Annotated in this window: 13 protein-coding genes; 2 read left to right on the top strand and 11 right to left on the bottom strand. The window is 45.6% G+C overall.

Translation table 11 applies throughout. From position 1 onward, the window contains the following. The 6 genes from VJL_RS06060 to VJL_RS06085 form a co-directional block, all read right to left on the bottom strand. The gene (locus tag VJL_RS06060) at window positions 1-1,182 is read right to left on the bottom strand and encodes a M24 family metallopeptidase (RefSeq protein WP_038876474.1); all 1,182 of its coding nucleotides are present in this window, start codon (window positions 1,180-1,182) and stop codon (window positions 1-3) included. A gap of 31 nt (window positions 1,183-1,213) precedes the next feature. Beyond that, window positions 1,214-2,557: a TRAP transporter large permease gene (locus VJL_RS06065; RefSeq protein WP_038876476.1), complete on the bottom strand. Its 1,344-nt coding sequence runs from the start codon at window positions 2,555-2,557 to the stop codon at window positions 1,214-1,216. Then, window positions 2,554-3,096: a TRAP transporter small permease gene (locus VJL_RS06070; RefSeq protein ID WP_038876542.1), complete on the bottom strand. Its 543-nt coding sequence runs from the start codon at window positions 3,094-3,096 to the stop codon at window positions 2,554-2,556. Before VJL_RS06070 ends, VJL_RS06065 begins: the two co-directional genes overlap by 4 nt. Before the next feature lie 118 nt (window positions 3,097-3,214). Beyond that, entirely contained in the window at window positions 3,215-4,258 is a 1,044-nt protein-coding gene (locus VJL_RS06075) for a TRAP transporter substrate-binding protein (protein ID WP_038876478.1), read from the bottom strand. A gap of 113 nt (window positions 4,259-4,371) precedes the next feature. Further along, complete coding sequence (locus VJL_RS06080) at window positions 4,372-5,565, bottom strand: M20 aminoacylase family protein (protein ID WP_038876479.1); 1,194 nt, start codon at window positions 5,563-5,565, stop codon at window positions 4,372-4,374. Between the two features lie 39 nt (window positions 5,566-5,604). Further along, window positions 5,605-6,372: a maleate cis-trans isomerase family protein gene (locus tag VJL_RS06085; RefSeq protein WP_038868307.1), complete on the bottom strand. Its 768-nt coding sequence runs from the start codon at window positions 6,370-6,372 to the stop codon at window positions 5,605-5,607. A gap of 310 nt (window positions 6,373-6,682) precedes the next feature. Between VJL_RS06085 and VJL_RS06090 the strand changes: the two genes are divergently transcribed. Next, the gene (locus VJL_RS06090) at window positions 6,683-7,168 is read left to right on the top strand and encodes an Lrp/AsnC family transcriptional regulator (RefSeq protein WP_038868305.1); all 486 of its coding nucleotides are present in this window, start codon (window positions 6,683-6,685) and stop codon (window positions 7,166-7,168) included. A gap of 106 nt (window positions 7,169-7,274) precedes the next feature. Here VJL_RS06090 and VJL_RS06095 read toward each other — a convergent pair whose 3' ends face one another. From VJL_RS06095 to VJL_RS06105, 3 genes are all read right to left on the bottom strand, one after another. Further along, window positions 7,275-8,456 (bottom strand): diaminopropionate ammonia-lyase, encoded by a 1,182-nt coding sequence (locus tag VJL_RS06095; RefSeq protein WP_038876481.1) that lies wholly within the window; start codon window positions 8,454-8,456, stop codon window positions 7,275-7,277. A 268-nt stretch (window positions 8,457-8,724) separates the two neighbouring features. Continuing rightward, on the bottom strand, window positions 8,725-8,988 hold the full coding sequence (locus VJL_RS06100) for a DUF3012 domain-containing protein (RefSeq protein WP_038868301.1): 264 nt from the start codon (window positions 8,986-8,988) through the stop codon (window positions 8,725-8,727). Window positions 8,989-9,105: 117 nt separating this feature from the next. Next, window positions 9,106-9,543, bottom strand: coding sequence for a PACE efflux transporter (locus VJL_RS06105; protein ID WP_038868300.1), 438 nt, complete (start codon window positions 9,541-9,543; stop codon window positions 9,106-9,108). Window positions 9,544-9,694: 151 nt separating this feature from the next. Between VJL_RS06105 and VJL_RS06110 the strand changes: the two genes are divergently transcribed. Next, the gene (locus VJL_RS06110) at window positions 9,695-10,582 is read left to right on the top strand and encodes a LysR family transcriptional regulator (RefSeq protein WP_038876483.1); all 888 of its coding nucleotides are present in this window, start codon (window positions 9,695-9,697) and stop codon (window positions 10,580-10,582) included. Window positions 10,583-10,653: 71 nt separating this feature from the next. Here the strand turns inward: VJL_RS06110 and fni are convergent, their stop codons facing one another. Next, window positions 10,654-11,673, bottom strand: coding sequence for a type 2 isopentenyl-diphosphate Delta-isomerase (gene fni / locus VJL_RS06115; RefSeq protein ID WP_038868297.1), 1,020 nt, complete (start codon window positions 11,671-11,673; stop codon window positions 10,654-10,656). A gap of 249 nt (window positions 11,674-11,922) precedes the next feature. Further along, on the bottom strand, window positions 11,923-13,716 hold the full coding sequence (locus tag VJL_RS06120) for a cation:proton antiporter (RefSeq protein ID WP_038876485.1): 1,794 nt from the start codon (window positions 13,714-13,716) through the stop codon (window positions 11,923-11,925). Window positions 13,717-13,805 lie beyond the last annotated feature (89 nt).

The following is a 13,805-nucleotide window of genomic DNA, read 5'->3' on the forward strand; positions in this document are numbered from 1 at the left end:
TCAAACGATGACAGGTAAGGTCTTCCACGTTCGTTCATGAAGCAGCTCACACCCATTCTCAGTAATGACGATATTTTCTTCATGCACCATCATTTTATTCGGTGCGAATGCCATCCCAGGTTCAAGCGTTAATACCATGCCGGGTTTTAAGATCACATCACCGTTAGGAACATGGGATGGCCATTCCGTCAGTTGCATTCCAAGCCCATGCCCCATACGTCCGACATCATTCCCTAACGCGCCGTTTTTCTCGAGTACAGACCACATTGCCTGCCAAAGATCACCTGTGGTTCTGCCCGGCTCTGCAATTATTAGCCCCGCTTCCGTCGCTTGATAGACCGTATCGTACGCCTGCTGAGCCTCTTCATCTATTTGACCAAAGGCATAGTTTCTGTCGAAGTCACTAAAGTAACCATCATAGTTTGCTCCGGTATCAATAATCAGCACATCGCCTTCTGTTAGTTCTCTATCGGTCGGCCCCATAATGATACTGTCATAACCACCAACACCGGAGCCAGATATCAAATAAGGGCAACTGTCAGCACCTAACCGTAACATTTCAATTTGCATGGCTTTACAAGCTTGGCGCTCTGTCATGCCGACTGCAAGGTATTGCTTTAAGAACTCAAACCCAGCGGCGGTGACCTGACAAGCAAAACGAATCTTGTCAATTTCAGCTTTAGACTTAACGCTACGAATATCACGGACAATCTGTGATACATCGACAACATTATGCCGACTCAATAGAGTTTGAAGTTGCTGGAAGTTCTGTGCGGGCATGCGCAAGTGTGTTTCCGGCCCGATCATTGCGCCGATTTTATGAGTTCGTAAACTGACTTCTGCTAATGTTGATGCCAATAATGAAATACCGTCATCTTGTGGTCGAGGTGACGGCCAACTTCTTACATCATCTATCCATGTATCTTCAAAGCCTGATACGCCGATCTCCGGAACCACGGCGATAGGTTTACCAGTACTAGGAACAACGAGAAACCATGGTCGCGTAGGACTCTCCCAAAACTGAGATTTGAAGCCACTGAAGTAACGAAATTCTGGTTCCGTAGTAAAGAAAGCCGCATCAATGTTCTGTTCTCGCAAGCGCTTTTGCAGCTCATAAGTACGCTGTTCAAACTCCGCGTTTTCAAACCCTCTAGGTGGGGCAATCAAAGGTAATGTGCTCATTTTTAGTCCTTTTAGCGCGATAAACACGACGTTAGTTGAACAAAATGTCTCTTGGTAACAAGGCGATTTCAGGGAAGAAAATCAGCAACGCAGACATCAAAATCAGAATGAGGAAGAATGGTAATGTGCCACGAATGACTTCCATGTACGGTCTTTCAAAGATGGCAATAGCAGTAAAAATATCGCACCCAAATGGAGGGGTAGCCGAACCAATTGCCATTTGAAGCGTCACCATGACACCCACCAAGATGGGATCGATTCCTGCGGCATTGACGATAGGCATAAATATCGGTGTGAGTATCAGTAACACCACAAGCGAATCGACAAACATACAGCCTACAAAGAAAGTTAACGCGATGATAAACAGGATGTATTCAGGTGACGCATTATCCAGTTCAAGAGGTGCAAGTAACTCTTGGGGTATTTGTTCGAATGAGATGTACCATGAAAAGGCTTGCCCAATGCCGACCAGTACGAAAACGACTGCGGTAATTAATCCCGTATTTAAAGCTGCATCACAAATATCTTTGACGCCCAACTTTCGGTACAGAAGGCACTCAACAATAATGGCATACAACACAGCAAAAGATGCGGCCTCTGTTGGCGTGACAATACCAGAATAGATACCGCCAATGATCAATGCAGGAAAACCTAATGGCAAAATCGCTTGTTTAATAGCGAGCAGCTTTTCGGCCCTATTGGTCTTTTCAACCAAGGTTAGGCTATCACTGTGTTTTACACTGTAGGCATAGCTGTACAAAGAAAATAACCCTGCCAGAACTAACCCTGGGCCAATGCCCGCAATAAACAACTCGCCAACACTGGCATTGGCAAGCGTACCGTAAAGAATCAAGCCGATGCTTGGGGGAATAAGAAACGCAATATCACTTGCGTTGATGATCAACGCCATAACGAAGCTGTCTTTGTACCCCGCTTGCAACAGCTTAGGGCGCATGATTTGTCCAACAGATACGACTGTCGCTTGCGTAGAGCCAGAGACTGAACCAAATAAAGTACAACTGATACACGTGGTGATTGGAAGCCCTCCTCGAAGGTGTCCCACAAACGCCTGTATTAACCCCAACAAGTTGTATGCTGTATTACCTCTCGTCATGATGTCCGCAGCTAAAATGAACATCGGAACCGCAATTAATGCATTGGGAGAAATCCCAGTAACCATCTGCTGAATGACAACACCAGGTTCAACTTGGGAAAAATGGATGAGACCGATTAAAGCCCCTACAGCAAGAGGAACAATCATAGGAAAACTAAGAAACAGCAAGATAACCATGACTGTGACCAAGGTGAAGGTCATGACATAAATATCCGGCTCTCCAGCAATGATGTCAGAGATAAACTGTGTCACGCTACTCATTCGAATTCACCTTTGGCACTGGTTTTGTTTTCAATGACATCAAAAGACACGTAGATCTCTTGGTGTAGCAAGTTCATGATAAAACTCATTGAATATTGCAAACCGGCAATCGCAAATCCGATAGGAATGATTGAGTACACCCAATACACTGGAAACTGCAATGCAGGACTAAGTCGGTTGATAGATTTAAGCTCTTCAACATAGAGTAAACCTTGGTACGCTAGATAGAACATAAGAAGCGCAGTGCAAAACGCGATCATTGTGGTGAGGATTTTTTGAGCACGAAAACTTAGCGAGTCATAGACTGCCGTCATTCGTATGTTGCGACCTTGCCTCACCGCGTAAGCAAAACCCACAAAGGTCACCGTCACAATTAAAAACTGGTTGAGCTCTTCAGAAAAAAATAAGCTTTTGTTAAAAGCATAACGACCAATCGCATTCGCCGTAGAATTTGTCATCATGACAAGAATGGCAATCATGATCAGAAAGCGTTCTAGCTTTTCTGTTGCAACACTGATTTTATGTAAAAGATCTTTCATCATTCACTAAGCTCCATACTTCCTTGAGCAGTACAATCCTTTTTCTGCTACTCGTGTTGAGCAGCAAAGACGATTACCCGCTTGCTAATCAAACGGATAATCGATGGCGCATAGAGCATTATTGCGTTTGGGAAGCCACTCGCACTTCATCTAGAATATTTTCAAGAATGGCTTTCGCTCCTTGGCGAGCTTCTGTCTGTTGATCGGCTGGATAAGCGTTCGCAACAACATCAAAGTAAGTATCATGAAGCTTTTCACTCAACACTTTAAAGCGCTCTCTTTCATCATCAGAAAGTACGACGACTTGAAGATCTGGGCGCTCTTTGAGGATCTTGTCCATATTTTCTTTGTTGATGCGAATTTGGTAATCGTAGGCAGCCTGATCTGCGGCTTTGATCGCTTTATCAACCATGGCTTGCTTTTCCTTAGACAAACCGTTGTACCACTTGCTGTTGGTCGAAACGGTGCTCACATAAGGCTGCTGCCCCGGGAACATCAAATAGTCTTGAACTTCATGCCATTTAGCGTTGTATATGAAATAGATTGGGTTGACCATGCTATCAATCGTTTTCAGTTGAAGAGAGCCATAAACCTCTCCCCAAGATAAAGGTGTCGGCGTTGCACCAAATGCTTTATAAGTTTCGACAGGAATCGTTGACGTAAAAGTGCGGATCTTTTGATTGGCGAAATCTTCTGGTGTACGAATCGGTTTATTACCTCCCCATACCATCTCGCCTTCAGACATCATGGACAGTAATTTTAGGTTTACACTCTCAAACTTAGGGGCGAGTTGGTTATAAATCGTCGGGCTTTCCGTTAAAACCTGATGCGTTACTTTTTCATCCGTACCCAGCACGTAAGGCAAACTGACTGCCTGAACTTCAGGAACGTATGAACCTAAGTGACCTGCGCCAACAGATACGAATTGAATGGTTCCTTTTGCTGCTAATTCGACGATGTCGTTTTCAGTGCCCAGTTGTCCGTAGTAGTAAATACGAACACGAATATCACCATCCGATTCTTTCTTAATCACCTCCGCAAACTTCTGAGCGTAGATATCTTGAACGTCCGTTTTGTCCTCTTCTGAAGCAAACTTCCATGTTTCGGCATGAACACCAAACACAACGCCTAAGCTTAAAATTGCCGCGCTTAATTTTTTCATCCTTTTCTTTCCTTTTCCTTCCAAGTGACACGTAAAATGAACCCCTTCATTTCACGCTTATCCTGAACTCACAGAGGACAACTTCTTTCCAAAACCTCCGCCAGCTATTCTCCTTACAATGAATTCAATCGATTGCTTACCAATTGAATCCAGTAACTTGCCCCGAACTTCAAGATTCGGTCATTAAAATCGTATTCCGGATTATGCAGTGCACACCCACCTACAGAGTTAATGCCGTTTCCAAGCAACACATAACACCCCGGTTTAACACGCAACATGCTGGAAAAATCTTCTGAGATGGTTATCGGGTCACACTTACCATTCACGTTTTCGTCACCCAGAACTTGCTGAGCCGTCGTGATGGCATAAGCGGTTTGCTCATCGCTGTTGATCGTCGGATAAAATGTATTGATGAATTCGAAGGTATAATCAGCGCCTGCAGACTGGCAGATCCCAGCTACAATTCGCTCCATACGTGTTCTGATGATCTCAAGGCTCTGCTCGGTAAAACAGCGACAATCACCTTTTATGGTCACTGTCGTAGGAATCACATTCACCGTCCCATCGGTGATAAGCTCGGTTGCGGATACCACCGCAGAGTCGTGAATCGCACTTAAACTTCTCGAAACAATGGTTTGTAGGCCCAACACAACCTGAGCCCCTACTACTAAAGGGTCAATCCCTTGATGTGGTAAAGCTGCATGCCCACCAACGCCTTTAATCACAATTTCAAAGCTGCTCTCACTCGCCATTAATGAACCAGGCCTCACCATCAGTTTTCCTTCCGCTAATCCGGGGAAGTTGTGAATGCCGTAAACTTCATCAATAGAAAAACGTTCAAAGAGCCCATCATCAATCATGGCTTGCGCGCCTTTTCCATGTTCCTCATCCGGTTGGAATATGAAATAAACGGTTCCATCAAAGCCGCCATGCTTAGCAAGATAGCAAGCCGCACCGAGTAGCATTGCTGAATGCCCATCGTGCCCACAGGCATGCATCTTCCCGTCATGCTGAGAGCAGTAAGAAAAAGTATTTTTCTCATGGACATGAAGCGCATCCATATCGGCTCGAAGACCAATGCTGGCTTTACTTTGTCCATGACGCAGGATCCCAACTAAGCCAGTTTTCCCGATATTACGAACCACTTCGATGCCAAAGCTTTGCAGCTTGCTTGCAATGAAATCAGCCGTCATATCAACATCAAACCCGCATTCAGGAAATCGATGCAAATGCTGTCGCCATTCCATCATGTTTTGAATCAATTCAGAGGAGAGCTGATTAGGGTCGATAGGCGTAGATGAATGCATAACAAAAAGTCCTTTAAAATCAGTTTCAAAGCGGGGTAATTAAAGATTTAGTGGTAAGTGCTGATCTAAAAGGAGACCAAAACCTTTAATGTTTTTGGGATAGTGGAGTAAAGCTAAAGTGTGCCAAGCCAGTACTTGATTGCTAGACAACACTGGCTTGTTTATCGCAGCTTCAATATCGTGAATAACCGTGGTCGCTCGTAGCGCGGTACAAGAAATGAAAACGGCGTCAGCATCGGGATGACAGGCTTGTATTGCCGCATGAGTAATATCATTTGGAGAGATGAACGTCATCGCGGTGTCATCTTCAAAATCAAAGCCTACGATGTTAAGTACTTCGATACCTACCGTTGAGAAAAAGGCGGCCACGTCTTGGTTTACTGCTTGCGTATAGGGCGTAAGAATAGATACACGCTTTATGTTCAATCGTTCAAAAGCAGCGAGTGCTGCAGTGACTGGGTTTGTCACTTTTGTATCGGGGTGATGTGCCTGAATAAGGTCGGCAATGCGCTGTTCACCGATCGCAATAGTGCCCGATGTACACGCGTAGATAACCACATCTAGCGTTGTCCCAGGAAGAATCGTATCCGCAACCTCTTGGATTCTAGGCTCCATACGACGCAGATTATCTATGGTTAGCGGGTTGTAGTTACGCACTCGACTGGTAAATGAAGCGACATTTTGTGGGAATAGTTGGCGTAAATCGTTCTCGATATTAAAGTCTGTCGCCAGCGAAATAACACCCACACGACCTGCGCTCGCAAGATTATCCAGTTCATTCTGTAGCGCTATTGATCCCACTTCCATGCTCGCATCCTATCCATCAATATCTTGCTGAAACTGACGTTTTGGTAATGCCAATTCGCCTTTCGTTTCGATTTATTATTGCTTTACATTTTGTTTACAAGATTAATAATGCCTTGACGACAACAAGGAATTTCATCGAATGACTCCCATATTGTGCGGATTTTCTGCATTTTTGGTGAGCTATAGTGGTTTTCCTTTAATTAGTAAAAACAAGACATTCGCTCATGAGTGAGGTCACAATTCGGAGCCAGAGCATGATTAGCTCACCATATGGCTTCCATCCATTACAGGCAGAAAGGAATCGATCGTCATGACGTCAACGCCACCACTTTCCGTCGATAGTTTCGACCGCAAAATTCTCGACATTGTCCAGCATTCAAATAGAGCGACTTCAGACACTATTGCTGATCAGGTAGGGCTATCGCCAGCAGCGGTACAGCGTCGATTAAAGCGTATGAGGGCGCAAGGGGTAATACAAGCCGATGTCTCTGTTGTTAATCCCAAGGCTGTAGGCCAAACCATGACTTTTGTTGTGCAAGTAACGTTGGAAAGAGAAAGAGTCGACTTGATGCATAACTTTAAGAAAGAGATGACAACAAATCGCTCGGTACAACAGTGTTACTATGTGACTGGAAGTTCAGACTTTATTCTTATTGTCACTGCGGCAGACATGGAAGGTTATGACAAGTTTACACGAGAAGCTTTCTTCGATAATGCCAATATTAAGAGCTTTCAAACCAACGTGGTAATGGACAACGTGAAAGTGGGTTTAACAATTCCCATCGATGACCAATGAGAAAATTGAGAAAAGTCCAACATTAGTAGACATAAAAACGGCGCCTCCTTTCAAGCGCCGTTTAACGATTTCAACTGATCAGATGGCTTTAAACAGACTCAGAGTCTCATTTCACCAGTTCTCGATAGAGTTCAGGGTCCGTTGCCCCTTCTGTACCTATCACTAATACCTTACTTTCTGATCCCAAACCAAGCGCTGTTGCATAGTCGCTATCTTGGCGAGCTAGCACTGCAGCCGCAAAACCAGGAACAGCGGACTCTCCAGCTTCAATATGATTTTCACCTTTTGCCAGTATTTGCATCGCCTGAGGGATTGCGTCTTCGCTTAGCGTCATAAAGTCATCTGCGCCGTTATGAAGAATGTCCCACGCTAATACTGATACTTCGCCACACGCCAACCCTGCCATTAAGGTCTCTAAGTCCCCCTCAACAACAATAGGTTTCCCTGCTTGCGCACTTTTTTGAAGGCAATTCGCTTGTTCTGGCTCTACGATAATAAATCTTGGGCGCTGAGCTCCCCACAGATCCCAGAAATAACCACAAACTGCGGACGCTAACCCACCAACTCCGCCTTGCACAAACACGTGAGTCGGGATTTCGCCGTCAAGCTGCGCAACAACTTCAGACAACATTACGGTATAGCCAAGAGCAACATCTTTGGGGATTTCCATATAGCCTTCATAAGACGTGTCGGAAACGATCACACGATCGTGTACTTTTGCTTCACTGTCGGCTAAGCGCACTGATTCATCATAGTTGCCAGATATTCTAACCACTTGCGCACCAAAAGATTCCATGGCGTGTTTTCGACCTTCTGAAACGTCTTTGTGAATATAAATCACACACCCACAACCAAACATTTGTGCGCCCCAAGCAACAGAGCGTCCATGATTTCCATCTGTGGCACAACTGACTACGATTTCAGCCGCCTCTGACTTCCAGTCACCTTGGAGCAGCTCTTTTATTGTTGGCTGTTTGCCATAACGCTGCAAAATGACACTCTGCAACTGACGAGCAACAGCGTACGCACCACCTAACGCTTTGAAACTCTTGAGTCCAAACCTTTGTGATTCATCTTTATACCAAAGGCATGAAACTCCGATGCCATCTGCGATGGAATGCAAAGAATGAAGAGGCGTAACCGCATAACCTGGCCATTGAGAAATCGTGTCTATCGCTAACCGAGCGCTCGCTACACTAAGAATCTCTTTTTGTTCATCTGAATACGTAAGGCTAGAATGCGCGGAAGGATTGGAGAAGTGGCTCAATTTACCCGTCAATAACTGCATAGATGCTCGTCCTTAAATTGTTCTCATATTCAACCTCATATGCTCATGTGATATGAAATTGCCAACCATTCAAGTTTAACGAGACTCGATGCAGTATTAGTGCCTTATGCTTCGATAAAATGCTTTTTTTGATACTTAATACTGAGAAGAGCGAGGAAAACCCTCACCTAGTGCGACTTAACGCCACTTACAAAAAATCCACCGTATTCAATGAATACGATGGATTCGTTTATTGCTTTTTGCTTCGAGAATTTAATTATGAAAAGCGTTAAAACACACAGTGTTTAGCGAAACCTGTTGCTTCGTTTGCCGTCCATTCACCTTTCGGCTTCTCTTTTAAGTCTTTACACCACTGCTCGCTACCGATGCCATCTTGCAGAACACAGTGCTTCGCGAAATCAACCGCGTTGTCTGTTGTCCATTCTGTCTTTGGCTTTTCACGCATGTCTTTACACCAAGCTTCTGTACCCACTTCGTCAGAACATGCTGTTAGCGCTGTTGCTGCTAACAGTAGCATTACCAGTTTTTTCATAAATTTAGGTTCCACTTTCAATTGATGAATGAACTATACCCAAAATATCACTGTTCGTGTTAAGCTCGCGACAATTTATCGACTCTCTCTCCGTAAAAGAGACGAATTTCTGCCAACTCAACCTAACTGCATCGAAGTCGTTACTCGGCGTTTAACCAAATACGCTCGAACATGATCATAGATGTAATTGAAGGCAAACGCATACAAGGTGATGAAGATCGTCACGCCCACGTCCATGACAAACGCGTCCCACATGCTGACTTCTAGCATCCACGCCATCGCCGGAATGGTGGCAAATAACAAACCCGCTTCAAACAACACCACGTGTACGATTCGAAGTCGGATCGTGCGTTTCTCTTTTGCCCCTGTCGCAAAGCGATCAAATATCCAGTTGAAGATGAAATTCCAAATCATCGCAATGGTTGCGACGACTATCATGGTTCCTGATAATGCACTGACTTCATGATCCGTAAACAGTGCCAAACCAATAATGGATAAACTGATTGCCAATACTTCAAATAATACGGCGTGAAACACACGCTCTAACGCTCCCATAAAAACCTCACAACTTTACATGGAACAAGTTAAGTGGCGGGGATTATGACAGCTAGATAACGAAGAGAAAGTTAACAACCATCACGAATAGTGATAGCTTACAACGATACTTTCCGGATGAGTGTCATCCAAATCCTCTTTAGGTATTGAAATGTACAGCTTTGAACAACTCAAAATCTTTGTCACCGTGTGCGAAACAGGATCCTTCTCCGCAGCCGCAAGAAAGCTAAAGCGCGCGCAATCAGGTGTAAGCCAATCTGTCGCTAACCTTGAGATCGCAGTTAACCAAGAGCTGTTCAATCGAGTGAAAAACACACCGACACTCACAGATAGCGGTAAAGCCTTATTGCCCATCGCTCAGTCCATTCTGCATCAACAGAAATTCTTCGACCAAAAAGTCGAGTCCTTAGAGCAAGCCTACGAACACGAGCTAGTGATTGCGGTGGATGAATCTCTCATCAACCAATCGCTACTGGCGCAATTTGCCAGCTTGGCAGACCAATTCCCTATTACGCAGTTCGATATCATTACCGCACCGACATTTGATGTAGAAGAGTTGATTCGAAAAGGCAAAGCGCAAGTGGGTATCGTGTTGGCTGATGGTGAGCTAAAAATGGACATGGATTTCTTTACCCTCGGGCACACTCGTTTTCTCACCGTAGCTTCGCCTTCTCACCCCTTAGCACAACTATCGGTGGTTCATGATGCGGAGCTCAAAGCCCATCGCCAGCTGGTACTGCGCAGCGCACAAAGGAAAGAGCTGTGGTTCAGTTACGCCATCAGCACTCAGTTATGGTTTGCTAATTCGCATCAGACACTGACCGACTTAGCGTGCCAAAACGTTGGCTGGGGATTATTGCCAGAAAGAGTGGTAAACAATGAGATTGAGAGCGGTAAGCTAGTTGCCCTGCCCGTTGCGCACGAATTTGATGGCTGGCTCACGACAGTTGGATGTTTAGTTTCTCGAACCCGAGGTATGGGCCCGGTTTTGCAAGCACTAGTAAAAACTTTGCAGAGCTATCGCTATCAGGACGAATAGTCCAAAACTGTTTTGTAGGTTCAAGTTTTAGAATTTGTCGAGACCTAGAAGATTTCTAGGTCTAATTGAAGCTAAAGACGACGAGCTTGGGTCAATGCTTGGAGATTCGCAGAACCTGTACCAAAGCACGCTAAACGTAACTCTAATGCCATTTGTTCAAAGTGGTCGACGACAGATTGCGTGCTGATTGTCGCAGCTTTTAATACCGCACCAGCTTGGCCAACAAGGTTAGCACCAAGGTGTATCGCTTTTGCCGCTTCTAAGCCGTTATGTACGCCACCAGAGGCAATTAAAGGTAAGTTAGGGTATTGAGCGTGGATTTGCTCTAGACACTTGGCCGTTGGAATGCCCCAGTCACGAAATAGCTCCGCAGCGCGCTGCATCTTGTTGTCTGTTTGGCAGTAACCTTCAACCGCAGACCAACTCGTGCCACCAGCGCCCGCAACATCAATCGCATCCACACCCGCGTCAACAAGCTGCTTGGCTACTGCACCACTGATACCAAAGCCGACCTCTTTGATGATCATCGGGACATCAACGCGCTGTTTTAGCTGCTCAATCGATTTAAGTACACCAATCCAATCATGGTCACCATTCTGCTGAAAGGCTTCTTGCATAGGGTTGAGATGCACAAATAAAGCGTCCGCTTGGATAAAGTCGACTGCACGTTGAGCGTTATCGAGACGTTGTTTATCTCTCAGTTGAGCGGCACCCAAGTTGGAATACAAAGGCACGCCTTTAGCGAGATCACGAATGGTTTTGCCTAAACCTGAATGTAGGCTGTCTTCTAGGCTCACTCGCTGCGAACCAACCCCCATCGCAATGCCCATTTCACTGGCCGCTTCTGCCAAACGACAGTTGATGATCTCTGCATCTTTTGCGCCACCCGTCATGGAACTGATCAAAAACGGTAGCGTCAATGAATGGCCAAGAAACTCGCTCGAAAGATCGATGGCGTTAAAGTCACATTCAGGCAATGCGCAATGCTCGAATTCGATAGACTCAAAGCCCGCCGTTTTGCTTTTCATGTTCATGTCATGATGTAAAACAGCGTCAAGATGTAAGTCTTTGCGATTAGATTGCGGAGCCATAATGTCACCCTAAAGTAAAGCAGTCGCGCAGTATTGCGATCCTTGCCATTGTCGTCAATGCGAAAATTCGGAAATTGAACAATTTATTTACCGAATCGAGCCTTGTGCGCTCTCGCTTTATGACTAAGAAAGCATATCGAGGCGCTGCGTTTAAAACACTGCGCCTCACTGCTCTATTAAGCTTGGGTAACGATTAACAATGTTGCCACTCCGATGTGCCAAGAGTGGCAGTTCTCTATGTCATTTAGGCTATTTAGCTTCGACGGATTGAATAAGCGCCACCACCGTGCTGGTTGTAGGTGGTATGAACTGGTCTGGATCATCACAGAATTGAATTTTGCCTTTCTCTTCAACATGGAAAAGCGGAATCACCAAATTGTCTTTGTGGTGCTCAAGGTAATCTTGGTAAGTGAAACTCTCACTCAGCTTAGTGTGTTTGATTTCAGCTCCTTGGCTCAGCAAACTCGCCATTTGGGAGTAACTGACGTTGCCGCCCATCAATAATTTGCCGTGATACTCTTCCGCAACTGAGTGTTTTTCATTGCCGTTAGATTTGGTTTTCTGCAGACAATGTACTTTATCTTCGCCAAACTCGCCGACAAATTGCATACACGCCATGATATTGAAGTGTTGGTCTGGCGTTAGCGCCACCACTTGACCAATGCCAATTAGATTCAGGTTGTCATCAGCATGGCTAGAGATCGGGTTACCGTAGTAATGGTCTAAGCCCAACATGCGAACTTGGCTAATGTAGTCCCAGTTCGAATCAGTGAGCAGAACTTTGCGATCGTATCTCGCCAGCGCTTTACCTATCTCTTGAGCCACTCGGTTTGCACCAATCAATAGGAAACCTCTTGGCGCAGGCTCAGCCACACCCAACGCTTTAGCCATAGGACGCGCCGTCGCACTTTGTAGTACCACCGTGCCAATGATCACCATGAAGGTCATTGGCACCAACAGCATGGCTTCTGAAATACCATATTCCGTCAGCTTGATAGCAAACAGGGATGAGATGGACGCCGCCACGATACCGCGCGGAGCAACCCACGAGAGGAACAGCTTATCTTTGAAGGTTAAGTTACTGCGAATAGTTGAAGCGAAAATCGAAAGTGGACGCGATACCAACTGCATGAAAACAAACAGCAATACCGCACCGCTACCAAGCGCCGCGAAATCATCAAGACTGATGCGTGCCGCTAGGAAGATGAACAACCCGGTGATCAACAAGATGGTTAAGTGCTCTTTAAAGTGCAGGATTTGCTGAATATTGATGCCCTTGGCGTTCGCCAGCCACATGCCCATCACAGTAACGGTCAGTAGACCTGCTTCCGATTCCATTTGGTTAGAAATCGAGAACACACCGAGCACGACCATCAATACCGCAAAGGGCTGAAGGTATTCTGGCAGCCAAGCTCTACGCAAAACGGTAGACACCGCAGCACCAGAAGCAACACCGAGGACCAAGCCCACCACAATGATGGTACCGAACACTTCGACGCTGTTAACGGCATTGTGCGAGACAATGAACTCGTACACCATCACCACAAACAACGCGCCCAATGGGTCGATCAAGATACCTTCCCAGCGCAGGATATTGGCTAATTTGGAGCTTGGGCGCACGGTTCTCAGCAATGGCACGATCACCGTTGGACCTGTCACGACGGTTAAACTGGCGAATAAAATCGCAAGCTCCCAAGTAAAATCAAGGAAATAGTGCGTCGCCACACTAGTTGCCACCCAAGAGATGATCGCGCCAACAGAGACAATGCTCCACACCGAACCGCTCACGCCACGAATCTCTTTAAAATTAAGGGTTAAACTGCCCTCAAACAGAATCACCGCCACCGCGAGAGAAACCAAGGGAAAGAGTAAATCCCCGAGAATTTCATCGGGTTTGAGCCACTGTAAGAATGGCCCAACGATCAAACCTGCCAACAATAAGAATAAGATGGCCGGCAAACGCATCCGCCACGCTAACCATTGGCACCCTAAGCCAATAACCCCAACCGCTGACAGCACCAGCGCTTCGTTGCCCACTTGCATCAATTATCACCTAATATTTATGGTCATTTTGGTGAGCTCACGCTCTACACAATTTAAGACTTTGAAATCTATTATGAATATAGTGTAGA

It is taken from the genome of Vibrio jasicida CAIM 1864 = LMG 25398 (genome assembly GCF_000400365.1).
Taxonomy (GTDB): domain Bacteria; phylum Pseudomonadota; class Gammaproteobacteria; order Enterobacterales; family Vibrionaceae; genus Vibrio; species Vibrio jasicida.

Coding starts and splice junctions, on each gene's coding strand:
- VJL_RS06060 (WP_038876474.1), bottom strand. CDS start 1,182: ATGAGCACATTACCTTTGATTGCCCCACCTAGAGGGTTTGAAAACGCG.
- VJL_RS06065 (WP_038876476.1), bottom strand. CDS start 2,557: ATGAGTAGCGTGACACAGTTTATCTCTGACATCATTGCTGGAGAGCCG.
- VJL_RS06070 (WP_038876542.1), bottom strand. CDS start 3,096: ATGAAAGATCTTTTACATAAAATCAGTGTTGCAACAGAAAAGCTAGAA.
- VJL_RS06075 (WP_038876478.1), bottom strand. CDS start 4,258: ATGAAAAAATTAAGCGCGGCAATTTTAAGCTTAGGCGTTGTGTTTGGT.
- VJL_RS06080 (WP_038876479.1), bottom strand. CDS start 5,565: ATGCATTCATCTACGCCTATCGACCCTAATCAGCTCTCCTCTGAATTG.
- VJL_RS06085 (WP_038868307.1), bottom strand. CDS start 6,372: ATGGAAGTGGGATCAATAGCGCTACAGAATGAACTGGATAATCTTGCG.
- VJL_RS06090 (WP_038868305.1), top strand. CDS start 6,683: ATGACGTCAACGCCACCACTTTCCGTCGATAGTTTCGACCGCAAAATT.
- VJL_RS06095 (WP_038876481.1), bottom strand. CDS start 8,456: ATGCAGTTATTGACGGGTAAATTGAGCCACTTCTCCAATCCTTCCGCG.
- VJL_RS06100 (WP_038868301.1), bottom strand. CDS start 8,988: ATGAAAAAACTGGTAATGCTACTGTTAGCAGCAACAGCGCTAACAGCA.
- VJL_RS06105 (WP_038868300.1), bottom strand. CDS start 9,543: ATGGGAGCGTTAGAGCGTGTGTTTCACGCCGTATTATTTGAAGTATTG.
- VJL_RS06110 (WP_038876483.1), top strand. CDS start 9,695: ATGTACAGCTTTGAACAACTCAAAATCTTTGTCACCGTGTGCGAAACA.
- fni (WP_038868297.1), bottom strand. CDS start 11,673: ATGGCTCCGCAATCTAATCGCAAAGACTTACATCTTGACGCTGTTTTA.
- VJL_RS06120 (WP_038876485.1), bottom strand. CDS start 13,716: ATGCAAGTGGGCAACGAAGCGCTGGTGCTGTCAGCGGTTGGGGTTATT.